Consider the following 14,509-nt stretch of genomic DNA (forward strand, 5'->3'; position numbering starts at 1 on the left):
TCAGGCAAAATGCGTCCAGAGGATCTGCGCGCCAATGGCAATCAGCACTGCGCCGCCGAGCAGTTCAGCACGCTTGCCCAGCAGCGGGCCGATCAGGCGCCCGATTAGCATACCAATAGTGGTCATGGTAAAGGTAGAGAGGCCAATCAGCAGCGCGGTCAGAACAATATTGACCTGCATAAACGCCAGACTCACGCCAATGGCCATCGCATCCAGGCTGGTGGCGATAGCGGTGGTGACCAACAGGCCCAGTCCATGCTGTTTTACCGGTTCACAAGGCGCTGCCGTGACGGGCTGCTGGCGGCAGCCTTCAATCAGCATACGTCCGCCTAAAAAGCAGAGCAGGGTAAAAGCGATCCAGTGATCCCAGCGGGCAACGAAGTGGGTAGCGAACTGGCCAAGCGACCAGCCCACCAGCGGCGTCAGGGTTTCAATAACCCCAAAAATGAGCCCGGTGCGCAGCGCTTCGCGTAATTGTGGACGTTGCAGGGCGGCGCCTTTACCGATGGCGACGGCAAACGCATCCATTGACATGCCAAAGGCAAGAATAAGCAGAGCGGAAAAAGTCATCGAAGTCGTAACCTCGGCTGGGAATACCATAACCTGACGCGCCTTCCCAACCAGACAGGCACATCGGTCAATGGTCTCGCCTACCGTAAAAGGTCGCACGCGCCACGTTGCTGTAACAACGAGTATGTTGACAGGTGCATTTCTGTATTAATAACAGAAATCGGCTACTCCCCAAGAACGGCGCTCACCTTACCACATTATCTTTTGTCTTCAAAATAAAAATAGTGTCACGACAGCTTGTATGGATATTATATGTTGCGCTGATAACAGCAGGTAAAAATAATCCTGATAATGTTAAAGGAATGATGATGAAATAAAAAAGGCACACACTTTATGTGCAATGTTATAGCCTGTTGAATATGCCTTTTGCTATATTTTATCTTATTGATTTTCAATCATTACATGGTGGATTTTTTCCAGATCGTCCAGTTCCCTGACCCTGATTAACAGGTTTCGTTGTTCCAGTTGAATAACCAGAATGCCATCCTCTGATAAATTCATACCTTTTATACGGTCATAATTAACCCATGCATTCGCGAAGAAAAGCCCCTGCTTTTTTAGTAATAACTGCGGGGTGCGGATCCATGAGAGATAAACCGAAACGACAATGAGTGCCATCAATAATGTCGTGGTTATTACCGGTCCCTGTTGGGCTACGTTATTATAAATAAGAATCATTATCAGGGCGATAAAAATAATATTATCGACTTTGCTGCGGCGCTGTAGGGGAACCTGCAGCAGCGTTGGGCCGTGACGACGTGGCATCATCCACTGATCGTAAACGGCGTACAGCAGCAGCAGAGCGATAAACAGCACCAGAACAATGTCAGTTAATGACATAAAGACTCCTCCGATAACGCCGGCAGACGGAGCTGAATAAAAAACGGCCAGCCGTGGCAAGCGACTGACCTTCTGAAGCGCGGGTTACAGGCCCAGCAGGCCAATCCAGTAACCGAAAATCCCGATAGCAAAGAAGCCAATGATGATCCACAGCGCATTCACTTTGCGACGTAACAGCCACATACAGCCAAAAGTGAGCAGCAGCGGTACCAGCCCCGGCATCAGCTGATCCAGAATTGTTTGTACCGTGGTAACGGTGGTTTGACCGGTTTGGTCGGTAATACGTGAAACCACCAGCGGGATGTTAACATGAGTCCACTTGTTAACCAGCGCCCCCATAACAAACAGGCCGAGAATTGACGCCCCCTCCGTAAGCTTTTGCAGGAAGCCGCCACCCATATCATTAACGATATCTACCCCTTTTTTGTAGCCATACGCCACGCCGTAGTAACGAAACAGCAGACGTACCGCGTTAAACAGCACAAAGAACAGTAGCGGGCCAAGCAAACTGCCGGTCATGGCGATACCGGCACCCAGCGCAGCGAAGACCGGACGCATGGTGCCCCAGAATATGGGATCGCCGACACCCGCCAACGGTCCCATCAGGCCCACTTTGATGCCGTTGATCGCGGCATCGTCAATGGGCGCGCCATTGGCCCGCTGCTCTTCCATCGCCAGCGTGACGCCCAGAATAGGCGCGGCCGGATAGGGATGAGTATTAAAAAACTCCAGGTGACGCCTGATGGCCTGACGACGCTCTTCGTTATTTTCCGGGTAGAGCCGACGGATAGCGGGGACCATCGAGAAGCAGAAGCCCAGCGCCTGCATACGTTCGAAATTCCATGAGCCCTGAAAAAGATTGGAGCGCAGAAAGACGCTACGCACATCGCCGCGCGTCAGTTTTTTTGCCGTTGCTGTAGTTGTATCTACCATTTGCATACCCCTTAATCTAATTCGTTATCCAGGTCGTTCCGGGCCGGGCCTGAGGCAGGCGCAGCGCCACCAGCGGCACGGTTATATTTGGGACTGAGCTGAATATAGAGCGCAGCCATTACCGCGCCAATCACGCCCAGCGCAACCAGGTTGAAATCGGTAAAGGCGGCGGTAACAAAGCCCAGGTAGAAAAACGGCATCAGATAGCCAGCGCGCATCATATTAATTACCATCGCGTAGCCCACGACCACAATCATGCCGCCCGCAATATTCAGACCGTTGGTAACCACTTCCGGGATGGCGTTCAGCATATTCTGGACCGCGTCGGTACCTACCGATACCGCCACAATCACTGCGGGGATAGCGATACGCATTGCCTGCAGAATCAGCGCGGTGACGTGGATCCATGAAATGGCGGTGAGGTTACCTTTATCCGCCGCTTTATCTGCCGCGTGCTGGAAAGCAACGGTGATGGTACGCACGATAATGGTTAACACCTGACCTGCAGCGGCCAGAGGGATCGCCAGGGCGATACCGGCACCGATGCTCTGACCGCCGGCAATCACCAGGATGGTGGAAATGATCGAGGCCAGCGCGGCGTCTGGTGCGACGGCTGCGCCGATATTCATCCAGCCCAGCGCGATCATCTCCAGCGTACCGCCGATAATGATGCCGGTTTTCATATCGCCCAGCACGGCGCCGATTAAGGTACAGGCGACCAGCGGCCGGTGAAACTGGAACTCATCCAGAATGGATTCCACACCGGCAATACAGGCGACAATAAACACCAGCGCAATTTGTAGAGTGGTGACTTCCATTGCACTTCTCCTGTGACAGAGTAAAACTGCATGAAACCTGAAATATCAGGCGCGTGGGATGGCGATCAGTGGTTCATTTTGGCGATCAGGTCCATCATTTTCAGTCGTGGATCGTTGGAGACTTTTCTGACTTCCAGTTCGATACTGCGAGCGTTGAGTTTTTTAAACGCTTCGATATCGTTGTCATCCACAGAAACAGCGTTGTTGACCTGCGTTTTCCCCTGGCGGAAGGCCATGCCGCCAATGTTGACTGATTTCACCTCAACGCCTTGCTCAACGACCCGCACTACATCGGTCGGATTGGTGAACAGCAGCATGACGCGATCGTGGGCATACTTCGGGTTATTCCAGACGCGTACCATTTTATCGACATCCACCACGTGTGCGCTGACGCCTGGCGGCGCCACCTGGGTGAGCAGTGTTTTACGCACCTTATCGGCTGCCACTTCATCACTAACGACGATGATGCGGTTAACGTTGGTCTCCTTGGTCCAGCGCGTCGCTACCTGACCATGGATCAGACGGTCATCAATACGCACCAGGCCGATTTTCATATGATCTTCCGGACCCAGCACCGGCTGCGGCGCGGCTGAACGCGCAGGGGCCGCTGGCGCCGCAACCGGTTCAGGCGCTTTGGCTTTCAGCGCTTTCACGCCTTCACGGCCGGTTTCCACCGCAATGGCGACCAGCTCGTCAAACGCAGGATCGTCATCCCGAGCCATCAGGGTTTCCACCAGCATAGGAATATTGACGCCCGCGATAACCTCATGTTGCTCTTTATCCACGACGATACGGCTCGCCGCGTTGAACGGACTCCCTCCCCAGGTGTCGACCAGAAAAAGCACGCCTTTGCTGGTATCGAGCTCAGCGAGACGCGCGTGGTATTTTTCAATCAGGGTTTCAGCATTTTCACCGGGCACGAAATCGATCCAGCCAATGTTTTGCTGCTCACCTAATAGCATTTCGGCGGTTTTGAGCAGCTGCTCCGCCGCCCAACCGTGTGTGCCGATTACAATAGCAATAGTCACTTGCTACCTCCGTTTTCATTATTGAGCGATTCAGTCCAAAACCGATTCGCCAACGTTGTTATCCGGGCGTTGCTGTTTCAACGGTAATGAACATGCAGGCCTTACCGTCAGCGGAGCGCTTCTTTTTATATAACTGACAACCTAAAGATAACTTCGGGATTTATTTTAGTGAGTGAAAAAATAAATTTTGTGACCCGCCTCAGTTATTTACAGGCTTATCATTTCGATACGAATAATTAATAGAAGTAATCAAGATGCGTAAATTTTTATTAACTATGAGAAATTATTTTGACGACCCTGGGGCAACTGCTAATATCATTGCCTCTTTTTCAATACAGGAGTAACGGGCCTCAGCCCTCCCTATGGACTGTCACCGACGTCTTTTATTCACACCACCGGGTCATCCGGCTTCTTTGTTAACGCCTTCTGGCGTCACTCTTGGTTCTGCTTTCCTGTTCTGCCGCGCTACGGTTATTGAACCCGGCGTTCGGTTTTCCTGCTGCATTTTTCGGAGTCTGTAATGGAATTTCTTTTAGACCCTTCGATTTGGGCCGGTCTGCTGACGCTTATTGTTCTGGAGATCGTGCTGGGGATTGATAACCTGGTTTTTATCGCTATCCTCGCCGATAAGCTGCCGCCAAAGGAGCGTGACAAAGCGCGTCTGATTGGCCTGTCGCTGGCGCTGCTGATGCGTCTGGGCCTGCTGTCGTTAATCTCCTGGATGGTAACCCTGACGCGACCACTGTTTAGCATTGGGCAGTTTAGCTTTGCCGGACGCGATCTTATTCTGCTGGCGGGCGGTTTCTTTTTGCTGTTCAAGGCCACGATGGAGCTGCATGAGCGGCTGGAAAACCATCCGCACAACAGCAACGGTAATAAAAGCTACGCCAGCTTCTGGGCGGTGGTGGCTCAGATTGTGGTGCTGGACGCTGTTTTCTCGCTGGATGCGGTCATTACCGCCGTGGGTATGGTGAATCATCTGCCGGTGATGATGACCGCCGTGGTGATCGCGATGGGCGTTATGCTGCTGGCCTCCAAACCGCTAACAAATTTCGTGAATGCGCATCCAACCGTGGTGGTGCTCTGTCTGAGCTTCCTGCTGATGATTGGTCTGAGCCTGGTCGCAGAAGGGTTTGGTTTCCATATTCCTAAAGGGTATCTCTATGCGGCGATTGGCTTCTCGATTCTGATTGAGTTGTTCAACCAGATCGCCCGGCGTAATTTTATCCGTCATCAGTCGCATCGCCCCATGCGTGAACGTACCGCAGAGGCGATCTTACGTCTGATGGGCGGACGTCGTGGCGGGGCAGCAAACGTGGAAGCGGGGCAGAGTACCGTAGAAAACCCGAAGCTGCCGCAGGAAACCTTCAAGGATGAAGAACGTTATATGATCAACGGCGTATTAACGCTGGCCTCACGCTCGATTCGCAGCATCATGACGCCACGCGGAGAAATTTCCTGGGTGGATGCCACTAAGCCGCTGGATGAGATCCGCATGCAGTTGCTGGATACGCCGCACAGCCTGTTCCCGGTTTGCCGTGGCGAGCTGGATGAGGTTATCGGCATCGTGCGTGCCAAAGATCTGCTGGTGGCGCTGGAGCAGGGCATGAATATTCATACTTTCGCTGCCTCATCGCCGCCGCTGATCGTGCCGGAAACGCTGGACCCCATTAACTTACTGGGCGTGCTGCGACGGGCAAAAGGCAGCTTTGTGCTGGTGACCAATGAATTTGGTGTGGTACAGGGGCTGGTGACGCCGCTGGATGTGCTGGAAGCGATCGCCGGTGAGTTCCCGGATGAAGATGAAACGCCAGATATTGTTGTTGATGGCGATAGCTGGCTGGCAAAAGGCGGCACCGATTTGCATTCGCTACAGCAGCGGCTGGACTACTTCGATCTGGTTAAGCCGGGCGATGATTACGCTTCGCTGGCCGGCCTGCTGATTGCACAGAAAGGTCAACTGCCTCTGCCGGGAGAGACGATCGATATGCCGCCGTTGCATTTCATGATTGTCGAAGCGACCGATTATCGTATCGATCTGGTGCGTATCATCAAGGATCGGCCGCAGGACGAAGAAGAAAGTTAATGCGATAGCCGGGACAGCGGGTCCCGGCAGTTACTCTGGCAGGCTGGCCTGATGCTGGGCCAGCCATGCCGGAAACGCCTCCAGCGGCATCGGACGAGCATAGTAGTAGCCCTGTAAGGTATCCACACCGCGCTGGCGCAAATAGCTGGCCTGCTCGGCGGTTTCCACGCCTTCCGCCACCAGCCTGATATGCAGGCGCTGCGCCAGAGAAATCACCATATCAGTTACCGTTGCGTTAATCGCATCGGTGCCAATGGCAGCGGTAAAAATCTTATCCAGCTTCAACACATCCGGGCTTAAGGTTCTCAGATAGGAAAGCGAGCTGTGGCCGGTGCCAAAATCGTCAATCGCGACCCTGATGCCTGACTGTTGCAGCTGCGCCACCACACTCTGATCCATCAACGGCAACGCATCACGCTCCGTTAACTCCACCACTAATCGTGGTAGCGGATTAGCTGGCCACCAGATTTTTTGCAAGTCATCAATAATGGCCTGGTTATGGAAATGGCTGGCGGCAACGTTAATAGCAATATGAAAATCAGCGGTCTGCGGCAGCTGCGGCAAATGGCGCACGGTTTCGTTAAGGACAAAGCGGGTCAGTGGGGCAATAAGATTGTGACGCTCGGCCAGCGGAATAAACAGATCCGGCGGTATCCAGCCCTGACGCGAGTTATGCCAGCGTAACAAAAGCTCAATGCCGTCGCAGTTACCGGTGCGGCTATCGATAAGCGGCTGGCAGTAAACCATAAATTCATGCGCAGAGAGACCATAGCCGATTTGCCAGGAGAAGCTCATGCGGTTAGCTGTCGCCAGCCAGACAATATAGCCGGTTAGCAGGCTAAGCAGCAGGGCGAGCGGCAGCTGTGAAGGCAGTGACAGCAGAGCCAACTGGGTGGGTGCTGGCCCGTACAGGATAATGGTAAAAGGGTAGCGCAACGAACTCTGTTGATAGCCGACTTCACCTTCTGCCGGGCGGGTATTTTCAATTAGCGGATTACCGTACTCCAGGCTTTTGCCACCGATATTAAACACCGCGCGCTCTACCCAGGGCTGCGTTGGCTCCAGCAGATAACGGCTCATCAATTCGATATTGATGACCTGCAAAATGCCGCTGCGATTATCCAGCGAACTGGCGGTCCAGAGCAGTAAAATCGGCGATCCTTTGATCAGAACGTTGTCCACGCCCAGCGTCATGCGCTGATTATCTACTGCCAGCTCGGGGTAAGCTTCATTGAAGATGAGCGATTGTTCGCCAAACACGCTGGAGCAGTAAACACGATTCTTATCCACTAACAGGATGGCGCGTACGGTTTGCATGGCGGAGATTTTTTCATGCAGCAAAAAGCGAATATCGTTGCATTTAAGTCCAACCAGGCCGACGGTGTTATTTGCTGCTACGTCCAGCGGTGAGAAAAGGCGATCGAAACGCTGAATAGCGTTACTGGCAAACTGTTGCGACTGCTGCTCTATCCGCTTTTTTTCTTCTAAGTAGCGAAAGGTTAGTGTAAGGATAAGCACCAGTGCAGCGACTATCGACGCGATAAACAGCCTTTTACGGCGAAGTTGTCCAATAATCTGCTGGGATATTTGCATCCGTAGCCACCCTTTACACCCAAATAAAATTCCGACATTTCCATATCGGCATCAGCAGCATTAAGTTTAGCGACGTTGGAGAAAAAGACGCGTCTGTGGGAGTAAGCGTTGAGCCTCAGAGAGCAACAGCAAGCCGTCCCGGCTGAATCATGTTGCGGGCGTGATGAAGCGACCTGAAAGGGGAATTAATACAAGGAGGCTGTGCAGGCAGGGCGGCACCTGATATCCATGCGCGGACAGCCAGGCACCTTATCATAAGCCAGAGCCGCGCTCCAAACGCGGCTCAGACGAGCGATATTTAATCGCACTGCACCTTGATTGCCAGTCCGCCGCGTGAGGTTTCGCGGTATTTGGCGTTCATATCTTTGCCGGTCTCGTACATCGTCTCGATCACTTTATCCAGCGACACACGCGGCTCGCTGGTACGGCGCAGCGCCATGCGCGCCGAGTTGATCGCTTTTACCGAAGCGATAGCGTTACGCTCGATGCAGGGAACCTGCACCTGACCGGCAACCGGATCGCAGGTCAGACCAAGGTTATGCTCCATACCGATCTCTGCAGCAACGCATACCTGTTCCGGGCTGGCGCCCAACAGCTCTGCCAGGCCTGCCGCCGCCATGGAGCAGGCCACGCCCACTTCGCCCTGACAGCCGACTTCCGCGCCGGAGATGGAAGCATTCATTTTATACAGCGTGCCGACAGCACCCGATGCCAGAAAATAGCGAATGAAAATATCGGGGCTTACCGATTCGATAAAATGATCGTAATAGGCCAGTACCGCAGGCACGATGCCGCAGGCACCGTTAGTCGGCGCAGTCACAACGCGTCCACCGGCAGCGTTCTCTTCATTCACCGCCAGTGCAAACATATTCACCCAGTCGATAACGATCATCGGATCGTTAGAGTGCTTGCCGGAAGAGACCAGCATCCGGCGCAGCGCAGCCGCACGGCGCGGAACCCGTAGCGGGCCAGGCAGTACGCCTTCGGTATTCAGTCCACGATCGATACAGTCGCGCATCGTCTGCCAGACGGCAGCAAAATAGCTCTCGATCTCCTGGCGGCTATGCAACGCCAGCTCATTCTTCATCACCAGGCCGGATACAGAAAGCCCGGTCTCGCGGCAGTGCGCCAGCAGCTCTTTCGCTGAGTTAAACGCATAAGGCACCGAAACTTCATCCAGCACCGGTTCGCCAAAATGCTCGTCATCCACGATAAAACCGCCGCCAATGGAGTAATAGGTTTTACTGTAGATGCAGGTTTCGCCAGCGAACGCATGGATGCGCATAGCGTTTTCATGGCGAGAAAGGTTTTCACTGCGGAAATTCATGCCGCCTTCGCGCGGAAAATCGACCTCATGCTGACCGTTTGCCAGCAGCAGACGCTCGCGCTGTTCAACATCACGAATAAAGGCAGGGATCGCATCAATATCCACGCTTTCAGGCGAGGCGCCGGAAAGCCCCATAATAATGGCGATATCGGTATGGTGTCCTTTACCGGTGAGCGAAAGCGAGCCGTAAACCTCCACGGCGATGCGCGTAACGTCCAATAGCCGGTTATCCCGGCTCAAATCATCGACAAACTGTTTGCCGGCTTTCATTGGGCCCAGGGTATGGGAACTCGACGGGCCAATGCCGATCTTAAACATGTCGAAAACGCTAATCACGCTATACGCTCCTTAACTATTAATCTCGCAGCACAATGCACTGCCTGTATACCTGTCATGCTTCACGTTAAAGCCGAACGAAAACCCGTTGTGCTTGCTGGCTGCCTGAACCTGATTAATGCGAAACACCTCAGAAACTTCCTGATGAGTCAGCGCGCCAAATATAACTATTTTGTGGGAATAGGGAAGTGATTTGGATCGCTAACCCAGGAAAATTTAGTGAAAAATCACGGAAAGGGTGCTTTTTGCCCAACATTTATTTGGTTATCACGTCGCCAGTTCCGGCATTATCTGTAAGCTAAGCTGGCGGATAATGCCGGCCGTCATGCCCCAGACAAAATAGTCCTGATACCAGGATAGCCAGACCTGATGCGTCATGCCTTCACGGTGAATCTCCAGCGACGTATAGCGCGAAAGACGCAGCGCCTCCTGCAATGGCATTTCAAAAATGGCATCCACTTCATCAGCGCTGGGCTGGAGCGGCAGATCGGGCGGAATAATCCCCACTACCGGCGTTACCTGAAAGCCGCTGCTGCTGCCTACCACGGGTAAGGTGCCAATAAGACGCACATCCTGCGCCTGCAGCGCGATCTCTTCCTGTGCCTCACGCAATGCGGTAAAGCACAGGGAGGGATCGCTGGCATCACGCATGCCGCCGGGAAAAGCCACCTGACCTGCATGCTTGCGCAGCCAGGGCGCGCGGCGCGTAAGCAGCAGCCCCGGTTCGGGACGGGCAACAATCGGCACCAGTACCGCCGCCTGGCGACGGGCGAGTAAAAAACCGGGCGACGGCGGCGGGGGCTGGAGCTGGAAGCGGGTCAGAAAACTATCAAGCGTCAGCGGCAGGGTCATCAGGCGCGCCATCCTCCAGCAACGGTAAAATGCGGCCCAGCTTATGCAGCGTCTCCTGATATTCCAGTTCCGCCTCGCTGTCGGCAACGATACCGCCGCCTGCCGCACAGTAAAGCTGACCGCGTTCCGCAATCAGCGTGCGAATGGTAATGCTGCTGTCCATTCTGCCGCAGCAGCTCAGATAACCGATGCTGCCACACCAGGCGTTACGGCGCTGCGGCTCTAACGCTTCAATAATCTCCATGGCTCGTACCTTGGGGGCACCGGTAATCGATCCGCCCGGAAAGCAGGCGCGCAGCAGATCGCAGGCGCTCAGCTCCGGCTTCAGGCGGGCGCGGATAGTGCTGACCAGATGATGAACGGCAGGAAAAGGCTCAACCACAAACAGCTCCGGTACCCGCACGCTGCCGGGCACCGCGACGCGGCCAATATCATTACGCAGCAGGTCGACAATCATCAGGTTCTCGGCGCGATCCTTTTCCGATTCCGCCAGTTTGCGCGCCTGCAGCCGATCGGCCTGCTCATCCGCCAGACGCGGTAGCGTCCCCTTAATGGGCCGGGTTTCGATAACATCGTGCTTTAACGAAAGGAAACGCTCCGGCGACAGGCTAAGAATAGCGCTATCCGGCAAACGTAAAAAGGCGCTAAAGGGCGCACGGTTACTCTCATTAAGCCGCTGGAACGCCTGCCATTCATTGCCTTCATAGCTTGCCTGAAAGCGTTGCGCCAGATTGACCTGATAGCAGTCGCCAGCCTGCAGCCAGGCCTGAATACGCTCGAAACGCTCACGGTAGCCTTCCGGCGTCATGTTTGACTGCCAGCGGCAGGTCAGACGAAACGGCGCAGCGATCGGTGGCGGCAGGCTATTCAGCCAGCGTAGCCGCGCATCTGCGGGCTGATGATCGACCAGCGTAAGCGTTTGTTGCTGATGGTCAGCAATCAATGCCCAGTTATAGATGCCTGTCGCCATATCTGGCGTGGCGATATCCGCAATGGCCTGCTGCGGCAGGCGCTCAAACCGGCGGCCTAAATCATAACCAAACAGGCCAAGCGCGCCGCCCTGAAACGGCAAATCGTCACGCGGCGCAACCGCAGAGAGCAGGCTGGCCTGTTCTGCCTGCAGCAAGCTCAGCGGATCTGCTGCTGATTCCGTGACAACGTCACCTTTACGGATGCGGGTTACCTCTCCGCGCGTCTCCAGCGTCGCAACAGGATCAGCCACCATAATATCGAAACGGCTGTCAGGATGATCGGCAGAACCGGAGCTAAGCAGCATTGCCCAGGGCAAATGGGCAACGCGATCAAAGAGTTCAGAAAGCGCATCAGGCGTATAGGGTAAAGCGTGGTAGACTACAGGCATCACTTTTAGCAGCGTTAGTGGTGGTCAAACGGCAAGCCTGGCATATTTTTTCGCTGCTGGCATCTATTTGTTTACCGTAAAATATTCATGCGGCTGACCAACAACGCGCGCGAAATTCAGGCACGTTGTTGTCCGTTTCAATTAATAACAGGAGCCATTATGTCTACAGGTTTACCGGCGTTAAGCCATGAACAGCAGCAACAGGCGGTGGAGCGTATCCACAAACTGATGGCCGAAGGAATGAGTAGCGGAGAGGCCATTACCCGTGTGGCTCAGGAGATCCGCCAGACGCATACTGGCGGACATGTCGCAGCACTCTTTGAAGAAGATGAGGATGATGAGGCCTGATCAGGCGGGATTGAGCGCGGCAATAATTTTAATTTCTACTTTATATTTTGGGTTCATTAAACCGGCCTGAACGGTGCAGCGCACCGGGGCGTTGTCTGGTGAAACCCAGGCATCCCAGGCCCGGTTCATCGCGGCAAAATCCGCCTTATCAACCAGAAAAATAGTGGCGTCCAGAATGCGGCTTTTATCTGAACCCACGCGAGTCAGCAACCGGTCGATAACCGCCAGCGCATTCGCCGTTTGCGCTTCAGCATCTTCATCCAGATTCTCCGGCACGCTGGTGTAATAGACGGTATCGTTGTGGATCACCGCTTCCGACATACGATGTTCAGGATCAATACGGGTAACTGACATAGCTTATTTCCTTATTCCGTTTTTTCGCCGTTAGCCTGGCACAGTTAAGCCCGCGCTGTCATCAAAATGAGGGCGGGGTGATGCTTTTGCCGCCAGCCGTTCGAATGATTTCAGGTATAATCAGGCCGTTTTAACGCAACCAGAGAGGATATGTGGCAGACGATTTTGCAGCCGATGGCGCTTTAGCGCAGGCAATACCCGGTTTCCGGCCGCGCGAGGCGCAGCAGCAGATGGCTGTAGCGGTCACGCAGGCGATTGATCAACGCGGCGAGCTGGTAGTAGAAGCGGGAACCGGCACGGGAAAAACCTACGCCTATCTGGTGCCGGTATTACGTGCCGGCAAGAAAGCGATTATTTCCACCGGATCAAAAGCGTTACAGGATCAGCTTTACAGCCGCGATCTGCCAAAAGTGGCGAAGGCGCTGGCGTATAAAGGTAAAACAGCACTGCTGAAAGGGCGCTCTAACTATCTCTGCCTGGAACGGCTGGAACAGCAAAGCATGACCGGCGGCGAGCTGACCGTCCAGACCCTCAGCGATCTGGTTTATCTGCGCCGCTGGGCCAGCGAAACGTCGGATGGCGACATCAGCGGCTGTAGCGGCGTGGCGGAAGACAGTGCAATCTGGCCGCTGGTGACCAGCACCAACGATAACTGCCTCGGTAATGATTGTCCGCTCTATAAAGATTGCTTTGTGGTCAAGGCGCGTCGTCGGGCGATGGATGCCGACGTAGTAGTGGTCAATCACCATCTATTCCTGGCAGATATGGTGGTTAAAGAGAGCGGATTTGCTGAGCTGATCCCCGAAGCGGATGTGATGATCTTCGACGAAGCGCATCAGGTGCCCGATATCGCCAGCCAATATTTTGGTCAACAGCTCACCAGCCGGCAGCTGCTGGATCTGGCGAAAGATATTACCATCGCCTATCGCACCGAAGTGCGCGACGTCCAGCAGCTGCAAAAAGCGGCCGACCGGCTGGCGCAAAGCGCTCAGGATTTCCGTCTGGCGTTAGGCGATCCCGGTTTTCGCGGCAATCTGCGCGAGATCCTCAATGACCGTGATGTACAGCGCGCCCTGACATTGCTGGATGATGCGCTGGAGCTGTGTTATGACGTGGCGAAAATGTCGCTGGGACGCTCGGCGCTGCTGGACGCCGCCTTCGAGCGTGCTTCACAGTATCGTAATCGCCTGAAGCGGTTAAAAAATATTAGCGAGCCTGGCTTCAGCTACTGGTATGAATGTAGCTCACGACATTTTGTGCTGGCGCTGACGCCGCTTTCGGTTGCCGAGCGCTTTCGTGAAGTGATCAGCGAACGCCCGGCTGCCTGGATCTTTACCTCTGCCACGCTGGCGGTAAACGAAAAAATGACCCACTTTATGGATCGGCTTGGCGTGCATCAGGCGCAAAGCATGATCCTGAACAGTCCGTTTGACTATGCGCGTCAGGCTTTGCTCTGTGTACCGCGCGATCTGCCGTCGCCTAACCAACCGGGCGGAGCTAAACAGTTGGCGCGCCGCCTGCTGCCACTGATCGAAGCGAATAATGGCCGCTGCTTTTTCCTCTGTACTTCGCATCAGATGATGCGTGCGCTGGCGGAGGAGTTCCGCGCCAGTCTGACGCTGCCGGTGCTGCTGCAGGGCGAAACGGGCAAAGCGCAGCTGCTGAAACAGTTTATTGAGGCGGGCAACGCGCTGCTGGTGGCAACCAGCAGCTTCTGGGAAGGGGTGGATGTTCCCGGCGATGCGCTGTCGCTGGTGATTATCGATAAACTGCCCTTTACCTCGCCAGACGATCCCCTGCTGAAGGCGCGTATGGAGGATTGTCGTCTGCGCGGAGGCGATCCTTTTGATGAGGTGCAGTTGCCCGATGCGGTGATCACCCTGAAGCAGGGCGTTGGACGCCTGATCCGCGATGTGGAAGATCGTGGCGTGCTGGTTATTTGCGATAACCGCCTGGTAATGCGGCCTTATGGCGCGGTATTTCTTAATAGCCTGCCGCCAACGCCGCGTACCCGCGATCTGCAGCAGGCGGTCAGCTTCCTGCATCGTCCCGATGAGAAGTAAT

13 protein-coding genes are annotated in these 14,509 nt (G+C 54.5%); 3 read left to right on the forward strand and 10 right to left on the reverse strand.

The window, feature by feature from the left end:
• From mntP to manX, 5 genes are all read right to left on the reverse strand, one after another.
• Positions 1–570: a manganese efflux pump MntP gene (mntP, locus tag ACQE32_RS04050; protein ID WP_085072344.1), complete on the reverse strand. Its 570-nt coding sequence runs from the start codon at positions 568–570 to the stop codon at positions 1–3.
• Positions 571–951: 381 nt separating this feature from the next.
• Positions 952–1,410 (reverse strand): DUF986 family protein, encoded by a 459-nt coding sequence (locus ACQE32_RS04055; RefSeq protein WP_427021385.1) that lies wholly within the window; start codon positions 1,408–1,410, stop codon positions 952–954.
• 84 nt (positions 1,411–1,494) lie between these two features.
• Entirely contained in the window at positions 1,495–2,343 is an 849-nt protein-coding gene (locus ACQE32_RS04060; RefSeq protein ID WP_426972372.1) for a PTS mannose transporter subunit IID, read from the reverse strand.
• An 11-nt stretch (positions 2,344–2,354) separates the two neighbouring features.
• Positions 2,355–3,161, reverse strand: a complete 807-nt coding sequence (locus tag ACQE32_RS04065; protein ID WP_085071510.1) for a PTS mannose/fructose/sorbose transporter subunit IIC — start codon at positions 3,159–3,161, stop codon at positions 2,355–2,357.
• Between the two features lie 65 nt (positions 3,162–3,226).
• Positions 3,227–4,189 carry a PTS mannose transporter subunit IIAB gene (manX, locus tag ACQE32_RS04070; protein ID WP_426972373.1) on the reverse strand — a complete coding sequence of 321 codons (963 nt, stop codon included), beginning with the start codon at positions 4,187–4,189 and terminating at the stop codon, positions 3,227–3,229.
• A 520-nt stretch (positions 4,190–4,709) separates the two neighbouring features.
• On the opposite strand from manX, the gene ACQE32_RS04075 reads away from it, so the two are divergent.
• Positions 4,710–6,275, forward strand: a complete 1,566-nt coding sequence (locus ACQE32_RS04075) for a TerC family protein (RefSeq protein WP_426972375.1) — start codon at positions 4,710–4,712, stop codon at positions 6,273–6,275.
• A gap of 30 nt (positions 6,276–6,305) precedes the next feature.
• Here the strand turns inward: ACQE32_RS04075 and ACQE32_RS04080 are convergent, their stop codons facing one another.
• The 4 genes from ACQE32_RS04080 to pabB all read right to left on the reverse strand — a co-directional run bounded on the left by ACQE32_RS04080 (position 6,306) and on the right by pabB (position 11,743).
• Positions 6,306–7,868 carry an EAL domain-containing protein gene (locus ACQE32_RS04080; protein ID WP_426972377.1) on the reverse strand — a complete coding sequence of 521 codons (1,563 nt, stop codon included), beginning with the start codon at positions 7,866–7,868 and terminating at the stop codon, positions 6,306–6,308.
• Between the two features lie 298 nt (positions 7,869–8,166).
• Entirely contained in the window at positions 8,167–9,531 is a 1,365-nt protein-coding gene (locus ACQE32_RS04085; protein ID WP_085071514.1) for an L-serine ammonia-lyase, read from the reverse strand.
• Between the two features lie 267 nt (positions 9,532–9,798).
• Entirely contained in the window at positions 9,799–10,386 is a 588-nt protein-coding gene (locus ACQE32_RS04090; protein ID WP_426981816.1) for a CoA pyrophosphatase, read from the reverse strand.
• Positions 10,361–11,743, reverse strand: coding sequence for an aminodeoxychorismate synthase component 1 (gene pabB / locus ACQE32_RS04095; protein WP_426973059.1), 1,383 nt, complete (start codon positions 11,741–11,743; stop codon positions 10,361–10,363). Before pabB ends, ACQE32_RS04090 begins: the two co-directional genes overlap by 26 nt.
• Positions 11,744–11,902: 159 nt before the next feature.
• Between pabB and ACQE32_RS04100 the strand changes: the two genes are divergently transcribed.
• Positions 11,903–12,091, forward strand: a complete 189-nt coding sequence (locus tag ACQE32_RS04100) for a YoaH family protein (protein ID WP_085071516.1) — start codon at positions 11,903–11,905, stop codon at positions 12,089–12,091.
• Here the strand turns inward: ACQE32_RS04100 and ACQE32_RS04105 are convergent, their stop codons facing one another.
• On the reverse strand, positions 12,092–12,445 hold the full coding sequence (locus tag ACQE32_RS04105; protein ID WP_085071517.1) for a RidA family protein: 354 nt from the start codon (positions 12,443–12,445) through the stop codon (positions 12,092–12,094). It abuts the gene before it with no gap.
• Between the two features lie 152 nt (positions 12,446–12,597).
• On the opposite strand from ACQE32_RS04105, the gene ACQE32_RS04110 reads away from it, so the two are divergent.
• On the forward strand, positions 12,598–14,508 hold the full coding sequence (locus tag ACQE32_RS04110; protein ID WP_427021386.1) for an ATP-dependent DNA helicase: 1,911 nt from the start codon (positions 12,598–12,600) through the stop codon (positions 14,506–14,508).
• Position 14,509: the final 1 nt, after the last annotated feature.

The sequence above is a fragment of the Pantoea sp. FN0302 genome (assembly GCF_050113775.1).
Classification (GTDB): Bacteria; Pseudomonadota; Gammaproteobacteria; order Enterobacterales; family Enterobacteriaceae; genus Mixta; species Mixta alhagi.